Annotated in this window: 21 protein-coding genes; 10 read left to right on the top strand and 11 right to left on the bottom strand. The window is 73.0% G+C overall.

What is annotated here, in order from left to right:
* Position 1 precedes the first annotated feature (1 nt).
* Complete coding sequence (locus Psi01_RS24480; protein WP_204066428.1) at positions 2–328, bottom strand: STAS domain-containing protein; 327 nt, start codon at positions 326–328, stop codon at positions 2–4.
* The gene (locus tag Psi01_RS24475; protein ID WP_204066427.1) at positions 325–4497 is read right to left on the bottom strand and encodes a SpoIIE family protein phosphatase; all 4173 of its coding nucleotides are present in this window, start codon (positions 4495–4497) and stop codon (positions 325–327) included. The genes Psi01_RS24480 and Psi01_RS24475 overlap by 4 nt, the downstream gene beginning before the upstream one ends.
* A gap of 289 nt (positions 4498–4786) precedes the next feature.
* Between Psi01_RS24475 and Psi01_RS24470 the strand changes: the two genes are divergently transcribed.
* The 3 genes from Psi01_RS24470 to Psi01_RS24460 all read left to right on the top strand — a co-directional run bounded on the left by Psi01_RS24470 (position 4787) and on the right by Psi01_RS24460 (position 6567).
* Positions 4787–5158, top strand: a complete 372-nt coding sequence (locus tag Psi01_RS24470) for an STAS domain-containing protein (protein WP_239127983.1) — start codon at positions 4787–4789, stop codon at positions 5156–5158.
* 77 nt (positions 5159–5235) lie between these two features.
* Positions 5236–5598 (top strand): VOC family protein, encoded by a 363-nt coding sequence (locus tag Psi01_RS24465; RefSeq protein ID WP_204066426.1) that lies wholly within the window; start codon positions 5236–5238, stop codon positions 5596–5598.
* A gap of 63 nt (positions 5599–5661) precedes the next feature.
* Positions 5662–6567, top strand: a complete 906-nt coding sequence (locus tag Psi01_RS24460) for an aldo/keto reductase (RefSeq protein ID WP_204066425.1) — start codon at positions 5662–5664, stop codon at positions 6565–6567.
* Between the two features lie 111 nt (positions 6568–6678).
* On the opposite strand, the gene Psi01_RS24455 is transcribed toward Psi01_RS24460, so the two are convergent.
* Positions 6679–7962: a YncE family protein gene (locus Psi01_RS24455; RefSeq protein ID WP_204066424.1), complete on the bottom strand. Its 1284-nt coding sequence runs from the start codon at positions 7960–7962 to the stop codon at positions 6679–6681.
* A gap of 221 nt (positions 7963–8183) precedes the next feature.
* On the opposite strand from Psi01_RS24455, the gene Psi01_RS24450 reads away from it, so the two are divergent.
* Positions 8184–8861, top strand: coding sequence for a TetR/AcrR family transcriptional regulator (locus Psi01_RS24450; protein WP_204066423.1), 678 nt, complete (start codon positions 8184–8186; stop codon positions 8859–8861).
* A gap of 170 nt (positions 8862–9031) precedes the next feature.
* Here Psi01_RS24450 and Psi01_RS24445 read toward each other — a convergent pair whose 3' ends face one another.
* The 4 genes from Psi01_RS24445 to Psi01_RS24430 form a co-directional block, all read right to left on the bottom strand.
* Positions 9032–9412, bottom strand: a complete 381-nt coding sequence (locus Psi01_RS24445; protein ID WP_204066422.1) for a GntR family transcriptional regulator — start codon at positions 9410–9412, stop codon at positions 9032–9034.
* Entirely contained in the window at positions 9409–10215 is an 807-nt protein-coding gene (locus tag Psi01_RS24440) for a hypothetical protein (RefSeq protein ID WP_204066421.1), read from the bottom strand. The genes Psi01_RS24445 and Psi01_RS24440 overlap by 4 nt, the downstream gene beginning before the upstream one ends.
* A gap of 102 nt (positions 10216–10317) precedes the next feature.
* The gene (locus Psi01_RS24435) at positions 10318–10971 is read right to left on the bottom strand and encodes a response regulator (protein ID WP_204066420.1); all 654 of its coding nucleotides are present in this window, start codon (positions 10969–10971) and stop codon (positions 10318–10320) included.
* Positions 10972–11095: 124 nt separating this feature from the next.
* The gene (locus Psi01_RS24430; RefSeq protein WP_239127982.1) at positions 11096–12403 is read right to left on the bottom strand and encodes a sensor histidine kinase; all 1308 of its coding nucleotides are present in this window, start codon (positions 12401–12403) and stop codon (positions 11096–11098) included.
* A 120-nt stretch (positions 12404–12523) separates the two neighbouring features.
* Here Psi01_RS24430 and Psi01_RS24425 point away from each other — a divergent pair, with 120 nt between their 5' ends.
* A complete protein-coding gene (locus tag Psi01_RS24425; protein WP_204066419.1) occupies positions 12524–13582 on the top strand; it encodes a DUF418 domain-containing protein in 1059 nt (352 codons plus the stop codon).
* A gap of 9 nt (positions 13583–13591) precedes the next feature.
* On the opposite strand, the gene Psi01_RS24420 is transcribed toward Psi01_RS24425, so the two are convergent.
* Positions 13592–14449 carry an alpha/beta fold hydrolase gene (locus Psi01_RS24420; RefSeq protein ID WP_204066418.1) on the bottom strand — a complete coding sequence of 286 codons (858 nt, stop codon included), beginning with the start codon at positions 14447–14449 and terminating at the stop codon, positions 13592–13594.
* Between the two features lie 127 nt (positions 14450–14576).
* Here Psi01_RS24420 and Psi01_RS24415 point away from each other — a divergent pair, with 127 nt between their 5' ends.
* The 5 genes from Psi01_RS24415 to Psi01_RS24395 all read left to right on the top strand — a co-directional run bounded on the left by Psi01_RS24415 (position 14577) and on the right by Psi01_RS24395 (position 18390).
* Positions 14577–15422, top strand: coding sequence for an AraC family transcriptional regulator (locus Psi01_RS24415; RefSeq protein ID WP_239127981.1), 846 nt, complete (start codon positions 14577–14579; stop codon positions 15420–15422).
* Positions 15423–15498: 76 nt separating this feature from the next.
* Positions 15499–16077, top strand: coding sequence for an SDR family NAD(P)-dependent oxidoreductase (locus tag Psi01_RS24410; RefSeq protein ID WP_204066417.1), 579 nt, complete (start codon positions 15499–15501; stop codon positions 16075–16077).
* 55 nt (positions 16078–16132) lie between these two features.
* The gene (locus Psi01_RS24405) at positions 16133–16588 is read left to right on the top strand and encodes a pyridoxamine 5'-phosphate oxidase family protein (protein WP_204066416.1); all 456 of its coding nucleotides are present in this window, start codon (positions 16133–16135) and stop codon (positions 16586–16588) included.
* A 114-nt stretch (positions 16589–16702) separates the two neighbouring features.
* A complete protein-coding gene (locus Psi01_RS24400) occupies positions 16703–17347 on the top strand; it encodes a GNAT family N-acetyltransferase (RefSeq protein ID WP_204066415.1) in 645 nt (214 codons plus the stop codon).
* 86 nt (positions 17348–17433) lie between these two features.
* Positions 17434–18390, top strand: coding sequence for a cyclase family protein (locus Psi01_RS24395; protein ID WP_204066414.1), 957 nt, complete (start codon positions 17434–17436; stop codon positions 18388–18390).
* Positions 18391–18507: 117 nt separating this feature from the next.
* Here the strand turns inward: Psi01_RS24395 and Psi01_RS24390 are convergent, their stop codons facing one another.
* The 3 genes from Psi01_RS24390 to Psi01_RS24380 are packed head-to-tail and all read right to left on the bottom strand — an operon-like array spanning position 18508 to position 20388.
* Positions 18508–19653, bottom strand: coding sequence for an RNA polymerase sigma factor (locus Psi01_RS24390; protein WP_204066413.1), 1146 nt, complete (start codon positions 19651–19653; stop codon positions 18508–18510).
* Between the two features lie 6 nt (positions 19654–19659).
* Positions 19660–20067, bottom strand: a complete 408-nt coding sequence (locus Psi01_RS24385; protein WP_204066412.1) for a YciI family protein — start codon at positions 20065–20067, stop codon at positions 19660–19662.
* A gap of 36 nt (positions 20068–20103) precedes the next feature.
* Complete coding sequence (locus Psi01_RS24380; RefSeq protein WP_204066411.1) at positions 20104–20388, bottom strand: pyridoxamine 5'-phosphate oxidase family protein; 285 nt, start codon at positions 20386–20388, stop codon at positions 20104–20106.
* Between the last annotated feature and the right edge of the window lie 414 nt (positions 20389–20802).

Below are 20802 nucleotides of genomic sequence, written 5' to 3'. Positions count from 1 at the left end.
CCTACAGCTCGTCCTCGTCCAGATCGGACCCGGGGCCCATCCCCTCGACGGCGGTGACCTCGGTGAGACCCGAGACGATCAGAACGGGAGCGATGAGGGGGTTGGCGACGACCCGGATCCGCTCGGCGTGGGCGAACAGGACGGACAGTCCGGCGCTGTCGAGATAGTCGACCCCGCTGAGATCGACGACCAGCACGCCGTCGCCCGCGGAACGGGCCACCCCGGCCTCCAGGGCGGGCGCGTTGCTCATGTCGATCTCACCTGTGACGGCGAGGACCGCCGTCCCGTCGGGCCGCCGCGAAGCGGCCAGGGTCAGAGGGGTGCTCATCGGCTGATCCTCGCATGCATGTCGACGGTGGTCCCGGCGGCACCGGGCGCGATGCTGACTTCGTGCATCAGGGCACGCATGAGCGCGATGCCCCGACCGCGGTGGGAGTTGGCCTCGGGCTGCGGCGTCTTCCAGCGGCCGCTGTCGACCACGGTCAGGTGCAGGTCACCGGCGGTGGCGACCGCCCGCAGGCGGACCGTACGGCCCGGCGCCTGGCGGTGGCCGTGCTCGATGGCGTTGGCGCAGGCCTCGCCGGCGGCGACCAGGACTCTCTGGACCATGGCGGAGCTGAGGTCACAGCGCCCCAGCCAGTCGCGCAGCGCCTTGCGTACCGGGGCCAGCTGGGCCGAATCGGCGGGGAAGGCCACCTCCAGCGGGGCGGGCTGGCGGTACAGCAGCAGGGCGACGTCGTCGCTGAAGCCGCGCTCAGGCTCCAGCCGGGTCATGACGTGGGTGGCGAGCTCCTCGACGGGGGCCCACCGGCCGTCCTGGACGGCGGCGCCGGCCTGGACGATGCCCTCGGTCAGCGGACGCCGTCGGCGTTCGACCAGGCCGTCGGTGTACAGCAGCAGGGTGGAGCGGGCCGGCATGGTGTGCCCCGCCTCGGGCCGCGGATGCCCGGGGTGTACGGCCAGCGGGATGGACCGGCCGCCCTCCAGCAACTCGGTGGTGCCGTCGGGGTGGGCCAGGATGCCGGGCGGATGACCGGCGCTGGAGTAGACCAGGTGACCGGTGGGGGTGGCCAGCACCCCGCAGAAGACGGTCGTGCACCTGGCGCCCGGCACGAAGGCGGCGAACCTGTCGAGGGCGGTGAGCACCTGGGCGGGACCGGCGTCCTGCAGCAGCAGGGCGCGGCAGGCGCTGCGCAGCTGTCCCATGACGGCCGCGGCCTCCAGCCCCCGGCCCACGCAGTCGCCGACCACGATCCCGATCCGGTCGTCCGCCAGCGGCACGATGTCGTACCAGTCTCCGCCGACCTCCAGCGGGCGGGTGGCCGGCTCGTAGCGTACGGCGAAGCCCTCGGGGAGCTGCGAGGGACCGAGGATGGCGCGCTGCAGGGCCACGGCGGCCTCGCGCTGCTGGTCGAGCTGGTGGGCCCGGTGCAGCCCCTGGCCCAGATGGCCGGCCAGCAGCGCCAGGAGGGTCCGGTCCTCGCCGGTGAAGGGCCGGTTCCGGCCCAGGTCGACCCAGACGGTCAGAAGACCCCTCGGGTGCTCCAGCGTGATGCCGGTCCCGTCGGTCTCGTGCCCGACCGGGCGCAGCGGCGGGTGCCCACGCAGCTCCGTCAGCTTCCCGCGCAGGCCTTCCGGCAGGTCCGGCCATCGGATCTCGGGTCCGGAGCACGTCACCTCCGGACCGGAGGCGTCGTCCCACAGGACGGCCAAGACCTGCCGGGCGTTCCAGACCTCGCGCAGCGCCTCCAGCGACCCGCACAGGGCGTCGTGGAGGTTGTCGGCCTGCGAGATCCGCATGCTGAGGGCGGCCAGGGCGCTCTCGCGCTGCACGAGATAGTGCTCGCCGGTGACGTCGCGGAAGGTGCCCACGACCCGCCGCCGGCCGGTCTCGGGGTCGGTGACGTCGTTGAAGGTGACCCCGATCCAGAGCTGGTGGCCGTCGCGGTGCCTGACCGGGACCGCGCAGCTGCCCCTGCCCTCGTTGACGAGCCGGGCGAAGGCGTCGGCGACCATCGCGTACCCCTGGGGGTCGTCGGCCTCGTCCGGCCACCACGGGTGCAGCGGGGTGTAGGGCAGGTCCTCGGGCCCGTAGCCGAGCAGGTCGGTGAACGCCGCGTTGATCTCGATGATCGTGCCGTCCTCCTCGGCGACGAAGAAGGCCTCCTGCAGTGACTCGATCATGGCGTTGCGCCATCGGGTGTGGTGGCTGCGCATCCGGGCCAGCTCGATGTTCGCCCGCACCCGCGCCAGCAGTTCTGCGGCGGAGAACGGCTTGACCAGATAGTCGTCCGCGCCCGCCTCCAGACCCTCGATGGAGGCCTCCTGCCCGGCGCGGGCCGACAGCAGCAGCACCGGGACGTCGGCGGTGCGCGGATCGGCGCGCAGCGCGGCCACCAGTTGCAGGCCGTCCAGGCACGGCATCATCACGTCGCTGACGACCAGATCCGGCGGGTCGGCGCGCACCGCCTCCAGCGCGGCCCGGCCGTCGGTGACCACGCTCACCCGGTAGGCGGGCCGCAGCAGCCGGGTCAGGTAGGCGCGCATGTCGGCGTTGTCGTCGGCGACCAGCACCCGGGCCGGTACGGCGCCGTCCGGCGCCGAGGACTGCGCTCCGGCGGAGACGCCGGGGGCGGTCGTCCCCTGGGCGGGCGTGCCGTTTCCGGGGAGCCAGCGCAGGGCCTCCTGGACGAACGGCTCGGCGGTGACCGAGACCGCCTCCGCCGAACCGGCCGGGACCAGGCTGTCGGCCGGCAGGTGGCCGGAGCCGAAGGGCAGCCGGATGGTGAAGGCCGTGCCCGCGCCCTCGACGCTGTCGGCGGTGATGGTGCCGCCCTGCAGGCCGACCAGCTCCTTCACCAGCGCCAGCCCGATGCCGCTGCCCTCGTTCGAGCGCGAGCGGGCGCTCTCGATGCGGTGGAAGCGCTCGAACAGCCGCGGCAGCTCCCCGCCGGGGACGCCGATGCCGGTGTCGGTGACCGTGACGACGGCGTGGCCGTCCTCCTGCCGCAGCCGGACGCCGATGGTGCCCTCGAAGGTGAACTTCAGGGCGTTGCTCAGCAGGTTGAGCACCACCTTCTCCCACATGCCCCGGTCGATGTAGACCGGTTCGGCCAGCGGCGGGCAGTCCACCTCGAAGGCCAGTCCGGCCTTGTCGATCGCGGAGCGGAAGACGCCGGCCAGCTCGGCGGTCACGGCCGCCAGGTCCACCGGCTCGTAGCGGGCCTGCATGCGGCCGGCCTCGAGGCGGGAGAAGTCGAGCAGGGTGTTGACCAGCTTGCCCAGGCGCAGCCCGTTGCGGTGGACGACCTCCAGCTCGTCGCGCATCTGCCCGCCGGTCTCCCGCAGACGGTCGCGCATCTCCTCCACCGGCCCCATGATCAGGGTCAGCGGGGTGCGGAACTCGTGACTGATGTTGGAGAAGAAGACGGTCTTGGCCCGGTCCAGCTCGGCCAGCTCCTCCGCCCGCCGCTGCTGGGCCTGGTAGCTGCGGGCGCTCGCGATCCCGGTCGCGACGTGTCCGGCGGCCAGCTCGACGAACCCGCGGTAGCCGTCGTCCAGGGGCCGGTAGCGGTTGAGCGCGGCCACCAGGAACCCGTACGGCGCACCGCCCTGCTGCAGCAGCGGCACCGCCAGCGCCTGCGTGGGCGGCTCCGGCCAGCTCCCGGCCGGGAGATCGGCGGACAGGGGGCCGTCGAGCGCCACGAGCGCCGGTTCTCCCCGGGCGAGCACGGCCGCGGGCCACACCGGGTCCGGCTCGCCGGGCGGCAGGACGGCTGGGGCGATCGGATGCCCGGCGGATATCCCGCTCGCCCCCGCCAGCCGCGCGCCGCCGTCGTCGTCGAACAGGTAGGTCAGCGTGAACGGGAGGTCCTGCGGATTGCGGCCGAGCTGCCGGCAGGCGAAGGCCAGCATCTCCTGCTCGGTGCGGACCACGCTGGGGTCGGAGCCGAGATCCCGCAGTGTCGCCATCCGCCGCTCGCCGATGACCCGGTCGGTGTCCTCGCTGACGACGCACAGCATGCCGACCACCGCACCGGCGTCGTCGTGCAGGGGGCTGTAGGAGAAGGTGTGGTAGGTCTCCTCCGGATAACCGGCTCGCTCCAGGAACAGCAGCAGCGCCTCGTCCCAGGTCGCCTTCCCGGTGGCCAGCACGGCCCCGATCCGCGGGCCGATGTCGTCCCAGATCTCCGCCCACACCTCGCTGGCCGGCCGGCCCAGCGCCCAGGGGTACTTGCGGCCCAGGGTGTCGCGGCGGTAGGCGGCGTTGCAGAAGAACGTCAGCTGCGGCCCCCACGCCATCCACATGGAGAACCGGGACGACAGGACGATGCTCACCGCCGTCCGGAGGCTCTGCGGCCACTCCGCCGGCGGTCCGAGCGGGGTCGCCCGCCAGTCCACCGCCGCCAGGTCCCGGCCGACCTGGTCGTCGGCGGCGAACAGCTCGACCTCGACCCCCGCCGCCGGCCCGTGCCCGGCGTCGCCACAGCGCGTCATCCGACACCCTTTCGTCCGCGCCGAGCCGCCACTGCGCGCCGGGCCATCCCGGCCCGGCAGATCACAAGGAGCAGTTCAACGGTTACGTAGGATAGGGCAAATCGTTCCACGGTCCGGGCCCGTCCCGCAGGCCGTACGACGGGAGGAGGGATCCCGGCATCACCGGCGCCGATGACCTCGTCGTCACCGTGCATAAACTGATCGCGACCCTGGGCGAGGGCGTATCGTACGACACCGTGGTGCTCCCCCCGCCCGCACCCCGTCCGACGACCGTCCCTCAGGAGCCTTGGTGCAACACGAGCACGGTCTGACCGTCACCCTCCGGCCGCACTCGGCCAACCTTCACATGGTGCTCGTGGCCGGTGACCTGGACCACCACACCGCCTCCCGCCTGCGGGCGGCCCTCGACGAGATCGCCCTCGCCCCCGGCACCGGAGTGGTGATCGACCTGTCGGCCATGACCTTCTGCGACTCCACCGGCATCTCCATCCTGGTCGCCGCGCACCGGCGCGCCCACGAGGCCGGCGCCGCCCTGGCCCTGGCCGGTATGGAGCGCGACATCGTCTACGTCTTCCAGATCATGGGCCTGGACCGGCTGTTCTCCCTCTACGACACCCCGGAAGAGGCCGTAGCCGCCCTGCGGGACCACCGGGAGGGTTGACGGCGTCCTGCCGCGCCGGGACGACGGGCGTGGAAAAGGACCTTGTGGCGGGACGGACGCGGCCGCACGCTGGGGCCATGCGCCTGAGCCATCTCGGCCTGCCCGTGCGCGACGCACGGCGCAGCCTGCGCTTCTACGAGAGGTACTTCGGGTTCGACCCCGCCACCGCCCGGCACTACGAGGACGGCACCGTCATCGTCCGCAACGCCGACGGATTCGACCTGGCCCTGCACGCGGTCCGGGAGGTGGGCCCGCCGCCGGACTTCCTGCACTTCGGCTTCCGCCTGGACGAGCCGGAGCAGGTCCGCGCCCTGCTGGCCCGGATGCGGGCCGACGGCGTCGGGATCGGCGAGGACTACGACGAGCCCGCCTACGTGGCGTTCAAATGCGCCGACCCGGACGGGCACCGCGTGGAGACGTACTGGGAGCCCGAAGCCTGAGCCGGGCCGTCGCCGGTCGGGTGACCGGCTTCGGGTGGAGACCGGCGATGGCAGAATCCGATCATGGTCTCAGAAACGATCACCGCGGCGGCCGCGGGCACCTGGCAGCTCGGCGACCTGACAGTCAACCGACTGGGGTTCGGCGCGATGCGCCTGACCCAGAACGGTGAGGCGTTCGGCGACGGCGTCCCGAGCGACCGCGGCCGGGCGATCGCCGTACTGCGCCGCGCGGTCGAGCTCGGCGTCAACCACATCGACACGGCCTCGTTCTACTTCTCCCCGCTGCGCTCGGCCAATGAGCTGATCAACCGGGCGCTGGCGCCGTACCCCGACGACCTGGTCATCGTCACCAAGGTCTGGCCGGGACGGGACCCGTCGGGCGAGTGGTGGTGGGCCGCGCCGGAGCAGCTGCGCGGGCAGGTCGAGGAGAACCTGCGCCAGCTCGGCCGCGACCACCTCGACGTGGTGAACCTGCGCATCCCGCCCGGTTCGCGGACCCGTTCGATCGCCGAGCACTTCGGCGCGCTGGCCGGGCTGCGCGAGGCCGGGCTCGTCCGTCATCTGGGAATCTCCAACGCCACGCCCGGCCACCTGGCCGAGGCCCTGGCCATCGCCCCGGTGGTGTGCGTGCAGAACCCCTACGGCATCGGCCTGCGACCCGGCGACCGCGCCTTCCTGCAGGCCTGCGGGCGGCAGGGGGTCGCGTTCGTGCCGTTCTTCGCGATCGCCGGCGCCGGGGCCGAGGCGGGCGCGGGCGCCGCCGACAGCGACGAGGTGCTGGCCGTCGCCCGCGCCCACGGGGTGACGGCCGCGCAGGTACGGCTGGCGTGGACGCTGCAGCAGGGACCGCACGTGCTGGCCATCCCCGGCACCGGAAACCCCGATCACCTGGCCGACAACGTCGCCGCCGGCGCGCTGCGGCTGTCACCGGAGGAGCTGGCCCGCCTGGACGCCGTCCGGGGAGCGTGACCGGGATGGGCCGGCGGTGCCGGGGCGGGAGCGTGACCGGGATGGGCCGGTGGTGCCGGGGCGGAGTTCAGGGGGTCCGGCCCCGGCACCGGCACCGGCACCGGGCGGCGCTCAGCCGGTCGTACCGGTCCAGCCGGCGGGCAGGCGGGCCAGGCGGACCCGCTGCGGGTGGTCGCCGACCGGGACAGAAGTGATCTTCTGGCCGGTGGCGAAGTCGATGGCGGTGACCTGGTCGGCGTCGCTCTCGGAGATCACGCAGGCCGCGCCGTCACCGCTGACCGTGGCCCAGTACGGCTTGGCCGCGCTCACCAGCGGCCCCTCCCGCAGGGTGGCCCGGTCCACGACGGTGGCGTAGTCGTCCATGGTCCCGGCGACGCACAGCTTGGTGCCGTCGGGGCTCATGGACATGCCGTGGTGGCGGGAGTCGTTGACGAAGGTCGTGCGGTCGTCGCTGGTGTCGGGGTTCTCGGGCAGCGTCTTGACCCGCAGGATCCTGTCGGCGGCCACGTCGTACTCGACGATGCCGTTGAAGAACGACACCTGGAAGTACAGCCTGGACTCGTCGGGGGTGAAGGCGACGGGCCGGACCGCGTCGGACAGGTCCCTGCGGCCGAAGGCGTCGAGCCGGGGCCGCATGTCGATGGTCTTGATCCTCCTGAAGGTCGCGGCGTCCACGACAGTGATCTTGCGGTCGCCCTTCAGCCAGTCCTGCGACGGGTCGTCGAAGTCGTTGTTGACCTCGCCGATCGACATGTTCCACAGGTGCCCGCCGCCGTCGGTGAAGACGTTCTCGTGCGGCTTGTCGCCGGTCCTGAACGAGCCGAGCTGCCGGCCCGTGGTGATGTCCAGGACGTGGACGGTGTTGGAGGTGGACGCCGAGACAGCCACGCGGGTGCCGTCAGGGGAGACGGCCATGTGGTCGGAGCGGAATCCCGAGACCGGGAAGCGCCACCTGAGCCTGCCGGTGGCGGTGTCGACGGAGGCCACGTCGGCGAAGCTGGGGCGGGAGACCACGATCGCCGATCCGTCGGGGGTGGTGTACAGGTCGTCGACGAACTGGTCGTGACCCTCGCCGACGGTCTCCCGGATGCCCAGGAAGAAGGCCAGGCGGATGGGGTTGAGGTAGATCTCGCGCAGCCGGTCGTTCTTGTCGGGGATGAGGTTGATCCGGCCGATCTTGGCGAAGGTGCCGCTCGACCTGATGACGTCGGCGGTGCCCTCCCAGTTGTTGCCGACCAGCATCACCTCCTGCAGGGCGGAGGTTGTGTGCGCGGGGCCGGAGGCGGCGCTCGCGGAGCCGGAGACGGTCCCGCAGACGGTGGCGGCGGCCACCATGGCCGCTACGGCGCCGCGGAGCAGGGGCCTGCGCCGGCGCGCACGGATCGAGGCGTGCATGGTCATTCCTCCATGGGGGGTGAGAGGGGTGAAGGAGCGTGAAAGACGGACTTCGCGCCTCAGAGATGCTTCGCGCCTCAGGAATGCCTCAGGAGTCAGGAATGACGAGGTAAGTCTGAATATTTATATTTTCAAACCTTGTTACCCGATAGTAGGGACGTGTGACGCGCGCCACAAGTCCCGATGGGAGAAAATCGGGGCATCGCGGAGCGGAGGGCACGGTGGCGGGCAGGATCACACCGGCGGCGGGCCGGTACGGGGGCAGGTCGGCCTCCGAACGGCAGGCCGAGCGCCGCGCCCGCTTCATGCAGGCGGGCCTGGACCTGTTCGGCGCCGGGCCCGGCTACCGCGCCACCAGGATCACCGACCTGTGCAGGGCCGCCGAGCTGTCCACCCGCCAGTTCTACGAGGAGTTCCACTCCCTGGAAGACCTTCTGGCCGAGCTGCACCTGTACGTCAACGACGCGGCCGAGCGGGCCGTCCTGGACGTCCTGCCCCAGGTCCAGCACCTGGAGCCGCACGAGCGCTACACCCGCCTGTTCCGCGCCTACGCCGCCGGGGCCACCGGCGATCCCCGCCACACCCGCATCGCCTTCGTCGAGATCATCGGCGTCAGCCCCCGCCTGGACCGCCAGCGCCTGGACCGCCGCGCCCGCTGGATCGACTTCCTGTGCGCGCAGGCCCAGGACGCCGCCGACCGCGGCCACATCCCCCACCGCGACTACCGCGTCACCGCCGCCGCGTTCATCGGCGCCGTCAACGGCCTCATGCACGACTGGGCCGTCGGCTGGGTCGACGCCACCCTCGACCAGATCACCGACGAGCTTCTCCAGATGCTCCTGGACCGCCTCCACATCACCCCGCCGCCCCCGGAGCACCGGCCCGGGCCGGCACGATAGCGCGGGGCCCGGCGTCACCACGCCGGACCCCGCACCGCCCCCGCGTCTCCCACCGCCCCCGGATCCCGGACCGCCCCCGGATCCCGGACCGCCGCCGGATCCCGGACCGCCGCCGGCCCATGCGCCGCCCCGGATCTCGTACCGCTCCCGCGTCTCCCACCGCCGCCGGGTCAGAACGAGGCGGAGGCCGCGGCGCCGCCGGATCTCAGGGCCGCCTGCACGATGCACAGCGCCTCGCTCTCGTCCAGGCCGATGCTGGCCACGACGGCCGCGTAGTCGGCGGCGGCCCGGCGGGCCCGTTCGCGGGCCTGCTCGCCGGCGGCCGACACGAACGAGCCCGCCCTCCCCCGGGTCTCGATCAGCCCGGCCTCCTCCAGTTCCCGGTAGGCCCGGCCGACCGTGTTGACGGCCAGGCCCAGGTCGGCCGCGAGCCGGCGGATGGTCGGCAGCCGGGCGCCCACGGCCAGCGTGCGGTCCTGGATCTGCCGGGCGAGCTGGGCCCGCAGTTGCTCGAACGGCGGCACCGGCGAATTCGCATCGATGACGATCATCGAAGGCCCACCGCCTGACGCGCCGTGGCTGCGCACGACGGCGCCCTGACCCGCACGGCGATGAAGGCGAGCGCCCCCAGCACCACGAAGGCCATCGAGGCGGCGTTCCACCACCCGGACATGAACCCGAACAGCAGCACCACCGGCAGCGACCACAGCACGGTCGGCACGGCGCTCTCGCGTGCGTCCTCGATGCGCATGACGACGTCGGCCGTCAGCGAGGCCTCGTCCTCGGCCACGACCGGCCGGGCGAGTATCTCGCGCAGCTGCAGGGCCACACCGAGGGCGACCCCGGTCACGGCGACCAGCAGCACGACGGCCGCGTGCCGTGCGATGCCCTCGGCGACGGCCAGCGCGCTCACCCCCAGCGCGAACGCGCCGGCGAAGGTGGCGCCCGCCAGAACGACGTAGGGCCATCCGAGCAGAGTCCACAGGCCGGGCTGCATCGAATGGGTCGCACGCCGGGCCAGCGCCGCCCCGGCCCGCCGGTCGACGCGCCGTACCCAGGCGTCCAGCAGCGCCCGGGCCAGCAACAGCACGACGACCAGCACGCTCAGCACCAGCACCGGCACCGACCGGTCGGCGGGCTTCGGCAGAGCGGCGACCTGCGCCAGGGAGGCCGCGATGATCAGTACGGCCTGCAGGACGCTGTCCAGCACCCGCACCCGCCCCCGCACCGCCAGGCGCGCGGTCAGCAGCGGCGTCGGCGGACCGTCGCCCAGGCCGTGCCGCTGCAGCCAGGTCCCGGCCCATCGGATGTCCGCCGGTTGCGGCGCGCCGTCGGATATGGATGTGTCAGCCATGCCCCCTCCTTTTGTCGCAAGCTTTGTACCAATATGTTGCGCCATAGCTTGCGACAAAGTCAACGGGAATCGGGGGTCCGGCGCGTACGGTCTCCGGACGCCTCAGGCGGTCATCAGGCCGCTCTCCCAGGCCCAGGCGACGATCTCGGCCCGGTTGCGGGCGCCGAGCTTGGTCAGGACGGCGGAGACGTGGCCTTTGACCGTACTGAGCGAGATGAACAGCTCGGCGGCGATCTCCTGGTTGGTACGGCCTCTGGCGATCGCCCGCACGACCTCGGTCTCCCGCTCCGACAGCGGCTGCCCCGGCGGGCGGGCAGCCGGGACGCCGCGGGAGGTCACGTGGCGCAGCAGCCGCAGGGTGACCGCCGGGGAGATGAGCGCGTCCCCGGCGTGCGCCGCCCGTACGGCCTCCACCAGCAGGTCCGGTCCGGCGTCCTTGAGCACGAAGCCGACGGCGCCGCCGCGGAGCGCGCCGTAGACGTACTCGTCGAGGTCGAACGTGGTGACCACGACCACCCGGAGCGGGTCGGGCACGCCTGGCCCGGCCAGGGCGCGGGTGACCTCGATGCCGTCGAGGCGGGGCATCTGGACGTCGACCAGGCACACGTCCGGGCGCAGCCGCCGGGCCAGGGCGACCGCCTCGTGGCCGTCGGCGGCCTCGGCGACGACGGTGATGCCGGGGTGGTCCTCGAGGATGACGCGCAGGCTGGCACGCACCATCGCCTGGTCGTCGGCCAGCAGGACGCTGATCGTCATGGGCGCCTCCGCCGGGTCGTCACCGGCCCTTCCGGGATGGTCGCGGCCGATTCCCGGGACGGCCGCCGGCGTCCTGCGAAGATCACGGCCGGTCTCCGGGGCGGCCATCGGCGTTCCGGGATGGTCACGGCCGCTCTCCGGTACGGTCACCGGCGGTCCGGGCAGGCCGGCGGGCAGGTGATCGGGCGGGCAGCGGCAGGGTGGCGAGCACCGACCATCCGCCCGGCTCCGGCCCCGGGCGCGGACCGGCGCGGAGCGTGCCGTCCAGGGCCTCCAGGCGTTCGCGCATGCCGAGCAGGCCGTACCCGCCTCGACGGTGGAACCGTGCCTGGGCGGGCGGGGCGTCGTCGCAGACCTCCACGGTGATCGTGTCGTGCCGCCGGGTGACGGTGACCTCGACCCGGCGGGCGTGCGGGGCGTGGCGGGCGACGTTCGTCAGCGACTCCTGGACCACCCGGTAGACGGTGCTGCTCACCTCGGGCGGCCAGGAGAACTCGTCCTCGCCGTCACCGGGCAGGCTCAGCCGCACTTCGGGTCCGGCTCCACGTCCGGCTTCACGTCTGGCTTCACGTCCGTCTTCACACTCGTCTTCAGGCCCGTCTCCGAGGCCGGCTTCGGGCCGGTTGAAGCGCTCGACCAGGTCGGCGAGGCTCTCGCGGGGCGGCGCGGGCGGGTCGGCCTCGCGCAGCAGGCCGACGAGGCGGCGGGTGGCGGCCAGCGCGTCGGAACCTGCGCTCTCGATGCCCGACAGGGAGCCGCCCACCCGGTCCGGCTGCCTGCGGACGAGGACCTGGGCGGCCTGGGCCTGGAGCACGATGCCGGTGACATGGTGGGCGACGACGTCGTGCAGTTCCCTGGCGAGCCGGAGACGCTCGCGGCGCCGTACGTCCTCGGCCACGGCCCGGCGGCGGGCGGTCCGCAGCCGTACGCCCAGCCCGATCACGACCCCGGCGAGCCACGTACCGGCGTTCAGCGCCGTCACGGGCGGCGGGGAGGAGGCGGACGGGTGGGCGGTCAGCAGGGTGCAGGCGGTCACCGCGAGCCCGCCTGCCGCGACGGCGCAGGCCGTAAGGGCCGGGAGGGCTCTGACCGCCGATCCGACCAGTACGGACAGGGCCAGCGCCATGGCCGGGCCCGGCTCGGCCGGCAGCCCGGCGGCCCGGGAGGCCAGGACGGCGACCACCGCGACGGCCAGCCCCGCGAGCGCCGCCCACGCCCGGCCGCGCCGCCGTACCAGCGCGAGCCCGCACACGACCGCCCCGGCCGCGCACCCGAACCACCAGTAACCGCCGCCCCAGCTGCCGGCGACCCGGTAGGCCCAGAAGGCCAGCAGCCCGGCGGACACGACCCCGAGCCCGGCCTCGGACACCATGCGCACACCGCGGAACCCGGCCCCCGCCGGGCGCCCGTCCAGTCGATCCCGGCCGTTCACGCGCTTCAGGCTAGGCCGCCGGTCCTTTCTCCCGAACCGGCCGAAAGTATGATCCGGCCCGCTGCGAACCCTGCTTTCGACCCGTGCCGCCGCGGGCCCGGGCTCGCAGGATGTGTCCTCATGTCACGTGAAGAGTTCCCCGCGGCGCAGCGGGTCCGGCGCGCCACCGCTCAAGAGCGGCCGCGTTCTGCCTCCCGCCCCCGCATCGCCGCACTCGACGTCATCCGCGGGTTCGCCCTGTGCGGAATCCTGCTGGCCAACATCAAACCGATCGCCCACATGGGCGGCGCCGCGCCGGCCGTGCAGCCCGTGGTGACGACGGGTCAGGGCGACGCCTGGCTGGGGATGTTCGTCGACCAGCGGTTCTTCCCGATCTTCTCCCTGCTGTTCGGCATCGGTTTCTCGCTGCTGCTGGCCTCCGCCGCGGATCGCGTCCCCAACCCCCGGCTGCTCCTGCTGCGCCGGCTCCTGGCGCTGCTCGCCCTGGGCCTGGCGCACATGTTCCTGCTGTGGCGGGGCGACATCCTGACCGTCTACGCCGTCGTCGGCCTGCTGGTGCTGCTGCCCTCGACCTGGCTGCCGCGGTGGGCCGTCGCGGGACTCGCCGCGGTCCTCATCGCGTTGCCGCCGATCCTCGGCAGCAACGGCATCCCCCTGGTACCCGGACTGTTCCTGCTCGGCTCGGCGCTGACCCGGTACGGCGTGACCGACCGGATCGAGCGCTCCACCCGCGTCCCGGCCGTGCTCGGCCTGGCCTTCACGGCGGGGGCGGTACCGGCCCTGTGGCTGCAGATCGAGTCCGGGGACGGCGGGACGGGCGCTTTCGGCTCCTGGTTCGCCCTCGCCGGACTGCTGATGGCCGGCGCCTACGTGTGCGCCGTACTGCTCCTGCTCAGAACACCGCTCCGGTCGCTGCTCCAGGGAGTTTTCGCCCCGCTGGGCCGGATGGCGCTGACCAACTATCTGTCCGCCACCGTCCTCGTCCTGGTGACCGCCCGCCTCATCGGCGGCTCACCGGACGGCTGGTCCTCGTCGACGGTTCTCCTGATCGCCGGAGCCGTCCTCCTCCCCCAGTGGCTGCTGTCCACCCTCTGGCTGCGCCGCTATCGCCAGGGCCCCCTCGAATGGCTCTGGCGCTGGGCCACCTGGACCACCCGCCCACCCCTGCGCCGCCCTTGAACCGCGCGGTCAGTGTGATGCGGTGGCGGCGAAGCCGTGTATGAGCGCCGCGGTGGTGCCGGGATCTTCGAACATGGGCGTGTGGCCGACTTCGTCGAGGATCTCGATGCGTGCCTGCGGGACCCGGCGGTAGTCCTGGGCGGAGGACGGCTGCCATCGCCGGTCCCGGGAGCCGAAGATCACCAGGACGGGGAGGCCGAGGCCGGCGAGCCGGTCGGGCACGGGCCGTTCCGCGAGGAACGCGTCCGACGCCTGGGAGGTCGCGATGACGCTGTGGTACGGCATGTCCCGGACGTCGGTGACGATCTGGTCGGGGATCGCCACCTCGCGGGTGAACGCGGTGCCGAGGGCGCCGCGGATCGTGTTGTCGTTACGAAGCCCCCAGATCAGCCGGCCCACCCACGACACGGGGAGCAGGCGGCTGATCAGGCTGTCGCCGATGTACGCGTCCGCCCGCGGGCCGGTGCCGATCAGCACGATCGCCTTCACCAGGTCGCGCCGCTGCTCGGCCAGTGACGTGGCGACCATGCCGCCGGTGGAGTGCCCGACGAGGGTCGCGCGGCGCACCCCGAGCCGGTCTAGCACGGCCCCGACCCTGCGCGCGTGCTCGGCGATGCCGTACCCACCCGGCGGTCTGGCCGATCTGCCGTGCCCGAGCAGGTCCACGCGCACCACATGCAGGTCCCGCAGCGCCGGCAGCACCGGGTCCCACCACGCCGTCGAGCCGGCCAGGCCGTGCAGGAGCACCACGGTGGGCGCGCCGGGCGGCCCGCTGCGCACGACGTGAAGGTTCTCTCCGGACCCGGCGCTCGTGCCGCCTTCTCGCGGCTCCGCGTGCGGGTGATTCGAGGTGGTGATCTCGTCCATGACGCCTCCGTCGGTCGATCCGCGATGCCGGCGCCATCCTCACGGCCGCGGGCGTGACGCGTCTTGGAGAAATGTCAGCCCCCGCTCGTGGTTGATCGGGCCGCCGGAGGGTTCGTATGGTCCGTACGTGCGACCGGACTTGGCACAGACGGCTCCGGCCCTTCCGTGGGAGATCTCGCGGCCGGCACGGACGAGCGCGTTGCCCGGCGTCGACATGGCCGGATTCTCCTATCGCGGTGACGGCCCGCTCGCCATGCGGGCCATCCCCCACCCGGCCGTCGCCGTGGCCGTCGAGTCCGGGGGGCGCGCGTTCGACGTCCACGCGGCGGGCCGGAGATGGTCGGGCAGCATGGCCGTCGGGCTCCTGCCGGGCGCGGTCGACGTGCACGTCCAGTCCGCCGAGTGCGTGCAGATCCGCCTGTCCCCCCTCGTCGTGCCCGCCGTACTGGGCGTCCCGTCGGCGGAGCTGACCGGGACCGTGGTCGCCCTCGACGATCTGTGGGGCCGCGACGCGGAGCGCATCCGGGAGCGGCTTCACCACGCGCGGACCTGGCCGGAACGTTTCGCGCTCATCCACACGACGCTGTCCCGCCGGCTCCGGGCGGATCGCGTGATCGACCCCGAGGTCGCCTTCGCCTGGCGCCGCATCGTCGCCACCCGGGGCCGGGTCCGCGTCGGCGACCTCGCCGCCCGCACCGGCTGGAGCCGCCAGCGTCTGTGGTCACGCTTCGCCGCGCAGATCGGCCCGACGCCCAAGGGCGCCGCCATGCTGGTCCGCTTCGACCACGCCATCCACCGCCTGGCCGGCGGACACGCCCCCGCCCGGGTGGCCGCCGACGGCGGCTACGCCGACCAGTCCCACCTCCACCGCGACGTCCGCGCGTTCACCGCGGCGCCCCCCACGGCCTCGGTCGACGAACCATGGCTGGCCGTCGACGACACAGCCTGGCCGGCCCACAGCGGCGCCGCCTGACCGCGGCGGGCGGCCCCGGGGGACCCGGGTTGGTCCGGACCTGGCCGGTCGCGGGCCCGGTGGCGAGGCTGTCGACATGACCGACGACCACATCGATGCGGCCGCCTTCCACGGCCGAGTTGTGCTGATCACCGGCGGGACCGGCGGAATCGGCCTGGCCACCGCGCGTCTGCTCCCCGGCGGCGACGCCCACGTGATCATCACCGGCCGGGACGACGCCCGTCTCGGCCGCGCCGCCGAGCAGCTGCGCGCCTCCGGCGGGGACGGTTCCCGTCTGCTCGCGGTCCGGGCGGACGCCGCCAGTCTCCCGGATCTCGACAGGCTGACCCTCCTGATCCGGGAACGTCACGGGCGTCTGGACGGGGTGTTCGCCAACGCCGGCGTCGGAGTGTTCCAGCGCGGCGACGAGGTCACCGAGAAGGACTTCGACCACACCGTCGACGTCAACCTCAAGGGGGTGTTCTTCACGATCCAGAAGGCCCTGCCGCTGCTGGACGCGGACGAGACCCTGCATCTGCACCGCCTGGCCCGGCCGCCGCGCGCCGCCCGGCCGGGCACCCCGTCCCACGACGCCCTGCGCGTGCTGCTGGCGTGGAGCGCCCCGCGGGCGGCGGTCACTCCGGCGGAGTCCGGCTCGACGCCGAGCAGGAGGTGACTCGTGTTCCGGGCAGAGGCGGGACGCGTCGGATCCGCCGGTGCATCATGGGCGTATGACGGCGTGGCATGAGATCGAACAGACGGAGCCGGAGTTCGCGCAGCGCGTGCGGGCGTTGTTCGACGCCCGCAGGCACAAGACGATCGCCACCGTGCGAGCCGACGGGTCGCCGCGGATCTCCGGGATCGAGGCGGCCTTCGAGGACGGCGAACTGGTCTTCGGCTCGATGCCGAACTCGCGCAAGGGCGCGGATCTCCGCCGCGATCCGCGTTTCGCCCTGCACAGCGCCACGGTCGACCCGGTCGAGGGCTCCGAGGCGCAGTGGCCGGGCGAGGCGAAGATCTCCGGCCGGGCGGTCTTCGCCGGAGCGACCACCGAGGGATCGGAAGGCGACCGGTTCCAGGCCGACATCACCGAGGTCGTGCACACCCACCTCGACGAGAAGGCCACGATGCTCGTCGTGGAGTGGTGGACGCCCGCGCAGGGGCTGCGCAGGGTCGAGCGCGAGTAGCCTCCGATCGGGCACGGACCCTCGGCCGGAGGATCCGGGCGACCCGGCCCGATGACGACCCGGTGGCCTCCCTGCGGGAAGGCGCCGACACCGAAGACCGACGAGGACGGTGCCATGACCCCCCGGCTCGATGTTCCCGTGCTGCACGGATCGCGCGTCCGGCTGGAGCCGCTGGCGATGCGGCACGCTCCGGACCTGGCGCGGGCGGCCGAGGAGGAACGCTCCTCCTACGGCTTCACGACGGTCCCCCGCGCAGCCGGGATGGAGGAGCATCTGCGCGTCCAGCTCGGCCTCGACGGGCTGACCCCGTTCGCCCAGATCCGGGTCCGGGACGACATGGCGGTGGGATGCACCGCGTTCTGGAACCCGCGCCCGTGGCCGGGCCGGGCCGAGCTGTACGCCATCGAGATCGGCTGGACCTGGCTGGCGGCCACCGCGCAAGGCACCGGAATCAACGCCGAGGCCAAGCTGCTTCTGTTCACCCACGCCTTCGAGACACTGGGCGTGGCCCGCGTCGACCTCAAGACCGACGCCCGAAACCAGAGGTCCCTCCGGGCGATCGAGCGTCTCGGGGCGCGTTTCGAGGGCGTGCTGCGCAATGCGTCCCCCTCGTGGGCGCCCGGCGAGACCGGCCGGCTGCGCGACTCGGCCATGTTCTCCGTGATCGCCGCCGAATGGCCGGCCGTCAAGGCGGCGCTGACGGCCCGCCTCACCGCCTCGCCCCCTGCCGACGACCCACACCCGGTAGACACAAGATGACGACTCGGGAGGCCGTGTCAGAGGAGAGGGTGGGATACCTTGCCTTCGGTGCCTCGAACCGCGTGACCGGAGGAGTCGATGCTGGGATGACGGCGGAGCGACCGACGCCCACACAGGACGACGTGCTCGGGTACTTCGACACGCTGTCGAACTGGGGACGGTGGGGCGACGACGACGAGCTCGGCACTCTGAACCACATCACCGACGACGTCCGGCTGGCGGCGGCGCGGGCCGTACGCCACGGCAGGAGCGTGTCGTGCGCCTGGGAGGTCGCCGCACCCGAGGACATGGAGCGGTCGACGACGACGTGCCCGTGCGCCGCCGACATGCCGGGGGCCGAGAACATGCCGGCGCCCGGGTTCCGCAACGACCGGCGCTGGGGTTTCTCGACCGAACGGCTCGGCATCACCTTCCACGGCAACACCGTCACCCACCTCGACTCGCCGTGCCACATCTTCTGGGACGGCAAGACCTACAACGGGCGCTCGCACTCGCTGGTCGGCGCCGCGACGGGATCGGCGTGGGCGGCCGTCACGGCGGCGGCCAACGGGATCGTCACGCGTGGCGTCCTGCTGGATGTCGCGAGGGTTCGGGATGTGCCGTGGCTGGAGGCGGGGCAGGGGGTGTTCCCCGACGATCTGGAGGAGGCCGAGCGCCGCCAGGGGGTGCGGGTGCGACCCGGCGACGCGGTGCTCCTGCGCACCGGCTATGGCCGAGCCCGGCACGAGACCGGTCCGGCCGGCGGTTTCACGCAGGCCGGCTGGCACGCGTCCTGCCTGCCGTGGTTGCACGAACGGCAGGTCGCGCTGATCGGCGCCGACACCCCCCAGGACGTTCAGCCGTCGGGGTACGACGACGTGCTGATGCCGGTGCACGCCGTGAGCCTCGTCGCGATGGGTCTGTGGATGCTCGACAACTGCGACCTGGAGGCGTGCGCGACGACGGCTGCCGAGCTCGGCCAGTGGGACTTCCACCTCGCGGTCGCGCCGGTCCGCTTCGCCGGTACGTCCGGCAGCCCGGTCAACCCGATCGCCACGTTCTGACCGCGGTTCACGCCGGGGCGGGCTCCTCGCGAGATCTACCTACGGGCCGCTCTGCCTACACATTTCCCCATAAACGATCATTTACTTTCTGTATGCAGTCGCCGGGGCGGGCCGTACTCACTCCTGCAGCAGTTGCCGCACCCGGGCGGCCTGGCGGGTGAGATGGTCGCGCTCCGGCAGGCTGGTCGCCGCGCGGGCGGCCTCGGCGTACAGCTCGGCGGCCTGCCCGAGGTCGCCGGCGCGTTCGAGCAGGTAGGCCTGTACCGCGGCGTAACGGGGCAGGCCGGGGCTCACCCCGGCCAGTGCCGCCAGGCCCGCCTGCGGCCCGTCGGCCTCGCCGACCGCCACCGCGCGGTTGAGCCGTACGACCGGACTGCCGGTGAGGAGCAGCAGCTCGTCATACCACTCCACGATCTGCACCCAGTCGGTCTCGCAGGTGCTCGGGGCGTCGGCGTGCAGGGCGGCGATCGCGGCCTGCGCCTGGTACTCGCCCAGCCGGTCGCGGGCCAGCGCCGCCTGCAGGATCGTCACCCCCTCGGCGATCAGGCGGGTGTCCCAGCGCGACCGGTCCTGATCGGCGAGCGGAACCAGGCGGCCTCCGGGGCCGGTGCGGGAAGCGCGGCGCGCGTGGTGCAGCAGCATGAGCGCGAGCAGCCCCGCGACCTCGGGCTCGTCGGTCAGGGCGAAGAGCTGGCGGGTGAGGCGGATCGCCTCACCCGCCAGGTCGACGTCCCCGCCGTGCCCCTCGTTGAACACCAGGTAGAGCACGCGCAGCACGGTGGCCACGTCACCGGGCTGGTTGAACCTGACGGACGAGACGGTCCGCCTGGCCCTGCTGATGCGCTGGGCCATGGTCGCCTCCGGCACGAGGTGGGCCTGCGCGATCTGGCGCGTGGTCAGGCCGCCGACCGCGCGCAGTGTGAGCGCGACGGCCGAGGCCGGCGTCAGGGACGGGTGGGCGCACAGGAAGTACAGCCGGAGCGTGTCGTCCGCCGCCTCGCCGGGGCCGGGGGCGGGCTCGGCCTCGACGAGCTCCTCGCGGTGCCGCCGGGAGCTGTCGGCGCGGGCGGCGTCGAGGAACTTGCGCCAGGCCACCGTGACCAGCCAGCCCTTGGCGTCCCGCGGCGGATCGTCCGCCCACACGCGCAGGGCCTCGACCAGGGCTTCCTGTACGGCGTCCTCGGCCGCCGCGAAGTCGGCTCCGCGGCGGACGAGAACACCGATCACCGTGGGCGTGAGAGTCCGTAGCAGGGCCTCGTCCACCGTGCGTCACTCCGTGATGGTCGGGGGCTCGGTCAAAAACCGGCGTACCTCCAGCCACTCGTGGATCGGCTTCCCACCCGCGCCCGGGGCCGCGGACAGCTCGGCGGCCAGATCGAGCGCCCGCTCGTAGCTGTCGACGTCGATCACCATCCAGCCGGCGATCAGGTCCTTGGTCTCCGCGAACGGGCCGTCGGTGACCGGCGGCCGCCCCTCGCCGTCGTAGCGGACGAACGTGCCCTCCGGGGAGAGCGCCCTGGCGTCGACGAACTCGCCCGTCTCCTCCAGGCGGCTCGCGAAGTCCTCCATGTACTTCACGTGCGCCGAGATCTCCTCCGGCGTCCACTGGTCCATCGGCACGTCGTTGGCCGCTGCCGGGGCGCCCCGGTAGTGCTTGAGCAGCAGATACTTGGCCATCATGTTCTCCTCGGTTCAGTGTGGTCGGGACCGTGTTCAGACGCGCTCGCGCTCGGCCCGGCCGCGGATCAGCAGGATCTTGGGCGGGTGCACCTCGGTGTCGATCGTCAGGGCGACCATCGGATTCTCGCGCAGCGCCGGGAGCTTCAGGGCGTTCTTCGTGGTGCACATGACGACCTCCGAGCCGTTCCAGGTGAACGCGATCGGGACGTTCCGGGGCGTGCCGTCCTTGCCCACGTACGCCAGCCGGGCCACGTCACGTGCCAGCGGCTCCCGGCTGATCGGCCGGTCCAGAATCTCGGTGATCTCGTTCGCTCGCATGGCCGTCCCTCCGGGTCCGTTGTCGTGATCCGCCCCGGGGACGGAGCCGCCGGAGCATTCTCGACATCCGCCGGCCCGATTTCTCAAATTTTTCCGGCCGCCCCGCCCGGTCCCGTGGACCGGTCACGGAAGGGCGCGCTGAGCCGCGAGCGCGTACCCCGCGCCGGGCCCGTCGGCCATGGCGGCGATCCGCCCGTCCCGCACCCGGATCGCGATCTCGGAATCGTCGTCCACGGCATGCACTGCTGCCCAGGCGCCGCTCTGGCCAGGCTGGAGGGCGAGGTGGCCCTTCGCGCGCTGTTCGGCCGCTTCCCCCGCCTCGCGGTGGCGGTCCCGGCCGCGGAGCTCCGGTGCGAGCCGGTGCCCGGCGCCCGGCGGCTGAGCGCTCTCCCGGTGCGCCCGCAAGATCGATCA

Source organism: Paraplanobispora siamensis, assembly GCF_016863175.1.
Classification (GTDB): domain Bacteria; phylum Actinomycetota; class Actinomycetes; order Streptosporangiales; family Streptosporangiaceae; genus Planobispora; species Planobispora siamensis.
The sequence above is the reverse complement of the archived record's forward strand: the minus strand, read 5'-3'. Positions and strand labels throughout refer to the sequence as shown.

What these genes read in the sequence shown, in the direction of transcription:
- Psi01_RS24480 (WP_204066428.1), bottom strand. Translation starts at nt 328, where the DNA reads ATGAGCACCCCTCTGACCCTGGCCGCTTCGCGGCGGCCCGACGGGACG.
- Psi01_RS24475 (WP_204066427.1), bottom strand. Translation starts at nt 4,497, where the DNA reads ATGACGCGCTGTGGCGACGCCGGGCACGGGCCGGCGGCGGGGGTCGAG.
- Psi01_RS24465 (WP_204066426.1), top strand. Translation starts at nt 5,236, where the DNA reads ATGCGCCTGAGCCATCTCGGCCTGCCCGTGCGCGACGCACGGCGCAGC.
- Psi01_RS24460 (WP_204066425.1), top strand. Translation starts at nt 5,662, where the DNA reads ATGGTCTCAGAAACGATCACCGCGGCGGCCGCGGGCACCTGGCAGCTC.
- Psi01_RS24455 (WP_204066424.1), bottom strand. Translation starts at nt 7,962, where the DNA reads ATGCACGCCTCGATCCGTGCGCGCCGGCGCAGGCCCCTGCTCCGCGGC.
- Psi01_RS24445 (WP_204066422.1), bottom strand. Translation starts at nt 9,412, where the DNA reads ATGATCGTCATCGATGCGAATTCGCCGGTGCCGCCGTTCGAGCAACTG.
- Psi01_RS24440 (WP_204066421.1), bottom strand. Translation starts at nt 10,215, where the DNA reads ATGGCTGACACATCCATATCCGACGGCGCGCCGCAACCGGCGGACATC.
- Psi01_RS24435 (WP_204066420.1), bottom strand. Translation starts at nt 10,971, where the DNA reads ATGACGATCAGCGTCCTGCTGGCCGACGACCAGGCGATGGTGCGTGCC.
- Psi01_RS24425 (WP_204066419.1), top strand. Translation starts at nt 12,524, where the DNA reads ATGTCACGTGAAGAGTTCCCCGCGGCGCAGCGGGTCCGGCGCGCCACC.
- Psi01_RS24420 (WP_204066418.1), bottom strand. Translation starts at nt 14,449, where the DNA reads ATGGACGAGATCACCACCTCGAATCACCCGCACGCGGAGCCGCGAGAA.
- Psi01_RS24410 (WP_204066417.1), top strand. Translation starts at nt 15,499, where the DNA reads ATGACCGACGACCACATCGATGCGGCCGCCTTCCACGGCCGAGTTGTG.
- Psi01_RS24405 (WP_204066416.1), top strand. Translation starts at nt 16,133, where the DNA reads ATGACGGCGTGGCATGAGATCGAACAGACGGAGCCGGAGTTCGCGCAG.
- Psi01_RS24400 (WP_204066415.1), top strand. Translation starts at nt 16,703, where the DNA reads ATGACCCCCCGGCTCGATGTTCCCGTGCTGCACGGATCGCGCGTCCGG.
- Psi01_RS24395 (WP_204066414.1), top strand. Translation starts at nt 17,434, where the DNA reads ATGACGGCGGAGCGACCGACGCCCACACAGGACGACGTGCTCGGGTAC.
- Psi01_RS24385 (WP_204066412.1), bottom strand. Translation starts at nt 20,067, where the DNA reads ATGGCCAAGTATCTGCTGCTCAAGCACTACCGGGGCGCCCCGGCAGCG.
- Psi01_RS24380 (WP_204066411.1), bottom strand. Translation starts at nt 20,388, where the DNA reads ATGCGAGCGAACGAGATCACCGAGATTCTGGACCGGCCGATCAGCCGG.